This is a genomic window from Brevundimonas sp., assembly GCF_032107865.1.
Taxonomy (GTDB): Bacteria; Pseudomonadota; Alphaproteobacteria; order Caulobacterales; family Caulobacteraceae; genus Brevundimonas.
The window spans coordinates 1-3,343 of record NZ_DAMCNG010000262.1 but is presented as its reverse complement, the minus strand read 5'-3'; the positions used below and the strand labels follow the sequence as shown (position 1 = coordinate 3,343).

Genomic DNA, 3,343 nt, shown 5'->3' with positions numbered 1-3,343 from the left:
GGGCGTGCGCGCCGCCCTGCTAAAGCTGCAGCAGGACTTCGCCGCGCAAGCCGGCGGGGCGGTGCTGGACGGGCGCGACATCGGCACGGTGATCGCGCCGGACGCCCCGGCCAAGCTCTATATCGCCGCCAGCCCCGAGGTGCGCGCCGAGCGTCGCTGGAAGCAGCTGACAGCGCGCGGCGAGGTCATCGCCTTCGAGGACATGCTGGAGGATATTCGTCGCCGCGACGCCCGCGACGCCGGCCGTGACGACGCCCCGATGGTCCAGGCCGACGACGCCGTCTTGCTGGATACGACCGATCTGGGTATAGAGGCCGCCTTCGATGCGGCCCGCCGTATCGTCGAGGCGGCGCGAGCCAGGGCCGGGATCTGATCCCGCCGGGCGAATCCAACGCTCCGATCTCCTCGACGGCCGCGGGCGTTCTGGCTTTCCGTACGTGCGCTCTCCCGCGCGCCTGGCCTCGTTTCGTGACGACCTGACTTCCCCTTCCTCACCCCTTTCGCGCGCGTCCGTTCGGCCGTGCGCGTCCCCTTTTCATCAACCCCAAGAGTTTCCATGACTGAAACCCTCAACCCCACCCGCGACGATTTCGCCGCCCTGCTCGACGAACAGCTGCAAGGTCGCGACCTCGGCGAAGGCCAGGTCGTTCACGGCCGCGTCGTCGGCATTGAAAAAGACATCGTCATCATCGACGTCGGTCTGAAGACCGAAGGCCGCATCGCCATGCGCGAGTTCGGCCAGGGCGAAGGCGCTGTCCTGCCCAAGGTCGGCGACAACGTCGAAGTTTACCTGGAGCGCGTCGAGAACGCCCTGGGCGAAGCCGTCATCAGCCGCGACAAGGCTCGCCGCGAAGAAGCCTGGACCCGTCTGGAAGCCGTGTTCGCCGAAGGCCACCCGGTCAACGGCGCCATCGTCGGTCGCGTCAAGGGCGGCTTCACCGTCGACCTGGGCGGCGCCTCGGCCTTCCTGCCCGGCTCGCAAGTCGACATCCGCCCGGTGCGCGACGTCGGCCCGCTGATGGGCAAGGAACAGCCCTTCGCCATCCTGAAGATGGACCGTCCGCGCGGCAACATCGTCGTCTCGCGTCGCGCCATTCTGGAAGAAGCCCGCGCTGAACAGCGCACGGAGCTGGTCGGCCAGCTGCAAGAAGGCGAAATCCGCGAAGGCGTCGTCAAGAACATCACCGACTACGGCGCGTTCGTCGACCTGGGCGGCATCGACGGCCTGCTGCACGTCACGGACATGTCGTGGAAGCGCGTGTCGCACCCGTCGCAAGTCCTGGCCGTCGGCGACACCGTCAAGGTCCAGATCGTCAAGATCAACCCGGACACCCAGCGCATCTCGCTCGGCATGAAGCAGCTGCAGTCGGATCCGTGGGACGGCGTCGAAGCCAAGTACCCGGTCAACGCCAAGTACACCGGCCGCGTCACCAACATCACCGACTACGGCGCGTTTGTTGAGCTGGAAGCCGGCGTCGAAGGCCTGGTCCACGTCTCGGAAATGTCCTGGACCAAGAAGAACGTCCACCCGGGCAAGATCGTCTCCACCTCGCAGGAAGTGGACGTCATCGTCCTGGACGTCGACAGCGCCAAGCGTCGTATCTCGCTGGGCCTGAAGCAGGCTCAGAACAACCCGTGGGAGGCCTTCCTGGAGGCTCACCCGGTCGGTTCGACCGTCGAAGGCGAAGTCAAGAACGCCACCGAGTTCGGCCTGTTCGTCGGCCTGGACAACGACATCGACGGCATGGTCCACCTGTCGGACCTGGACTGGAACGTGTCGGGCGAAGAAGCCATCCAGCGTTACCGCAAGGGTGAGACGATCAAGGCCAAGGTGCTGGACGTCGACATCGAGAAGGAGCGCGTCTCCCTGGGCGTCAAGCAGCTCGGCGGCGACCCGATGGAAGGCGACACCTACAAGCGTGGTCAACAGATCACCGTCACCGTTTCGTCGATCGAAACCGGCGGCATCGAGGTGAAGTTCGGTGAAGACGACGCGCCGGTCACGGCCTTCGTCCGCAAGTCGGACCTGTCGCGCGACCGCAACGAGCAGCGCACCGAGCGCTTCGCCGTGGGCGACCGCGTCGACGCCATGATCACGGCCGTAGACAAGGCCACGCGCCGCGTCTCGATCTCGATCAAGGCTCTGGAGATGAAGGACGAACAGGAAGCCATCGAACAGTTCGGGTCGTCGGACTCGGGCGCTTCGCTGGGCGACATCCTGGGCGCCGCGCTCAAGAACGCATCGAAGGAATAGGTTTCCCCATCTAACGGGAAGCCAGGGGCGGCCGGAGCGATCCGGCCGCCCTTTTTCTTTGCGCGCTGCATCCACGGGCGCCGCTCGGGTCGAGCCGTTCTGGGAATCGATCGCAGCGCTGATCGGCTTTTTCTCTCTCCGCGAGCCTCTTGCGCGGCGAAACCTGTCCGCGTCGAAAGCAAGAAACCTTCACGACGATACGTTTTGTCTCTTTCTTCCTGTGGCGACAGACGGTTAGGGTGTCGTCCCGGACGGTGAAGCCAAGGCGGGGGCCTGAATGATCAAGTCTGAACTGATTGAGAAACTGGCGGCTGAGAACCTGCATCTCACCCATGCTGAGGTGGAGCGGGTCGTGAACGTGATCCTGGGCTGTATGACAGAGACCCTGTCGGACGGCGGTCGGGTTGAGCTTCGCGGTTTCGGCGCCTTCTCGGTACGTAGCCGCCCGGCGCGGACGGGGCGCAATCCCCGCACCGGCGAGACGGTCGAAGTCCCGGCCAAGGCCGTGCCCTTTTTCAAGAGCGGCAAGGAACTGCGCGAGCGTCTCAACGCTTCCGGCGACGCCTGACCTCTAATCGAAAGACTGAAGATCCCATGAGCCTGCTGACCGAGTTTCGGGAATTCGCCGCGCGCGGCAACGTCGTCGACCTGGCGGTCGGCGTCATCATCGGCGCTTCGTTCGGCAAGATCGTCACCAGCCTGGTGGACCAGGTGGTGATGCCGCCGATCGGCCTGCTGCTGGGCAAGGTCGACTTCTCCAAGATGGAATGGGTGCTGGTGCCCGAAAATCCGGCGACCGAGGCGGTCGAGAAGGTGGCCATCCAGTACGGCGCCTTCATCAACACCCTGATCCAGTTCCTGATCGTGGCCTTCGTGGTCTTCCTGGCGGTCAAGGCCATCAACAAGATGCGCCGCGAGCAGCCGGCCGAGCCGGAAGCCGGCCCGACGCCGACCGAGGCCCTGCTGGCCGAAATCCGCGACGAACTGAAGGCGCGTTCCTAAGGGGATGTCGCTGCGAGGGCCCTGTCAGGCCCTCGCTTCCACCGCTGAGCGGCGCGCGGGCGCCGGCGCCAGCCGCAGGGCGGCGCT

At 65.5% G+C, this 3,343-nt stretch carries 4 protein-coding genes; all 4 read left to right on the top strand.

Translation table 11 applies throughout. The annotated features are described in order from the left end of the window. Positions 1 to 373 (top strand): (d)CMP kinase (locus RT567_RS15160; RefSeq protein ID WP_313577074.1); only part of this gene is annotated, 373 nt, incomplete at its 5' end. 183 nt (positions 374 to 556) lie between these two features. Continuing rightward, positions 557 to 2,254 (top strand): 30S ribosomal protein S1, encoded by a 1,698-nt coding sequence (gene rpsA, locus RT567_RS15155; RefSeq protein ID WP_313577073.1) that lies wholly within the window; start codon positions 557 to 559, stop codon positions 2,252 to 2,254. 277 nt (positions 2,255 to 2,531) lie between these two features. Next, positions 2,532 to 2,822: an integration host factor subunit beta gene (locus RT567_RS15150; RefSeq protein WP_087141719.1), complete on the top strand. Its 291-nt coding sequence runs from the start codon at positions 2,532 to 2,534 to the stop codon at positions 2,820 to 2,822. A gap of 26 nt (positions 2,823 to 2,848) precedes the next feature. Continuing rightward, complete coding sequence (gene mscL, locus RT567_RS15145) at positions 2,849 to 3,256, top strand: large-conductance mechanosensitive channel protein MscL (RefSeq protein ID WP_313577072.1); 408 nt, start codon at positions 2,849 to 2,851, stop codon at positions 3,254 to 3,256. Positions 3,257 to 3,343 lie beyond the last annotated feature (87 nt).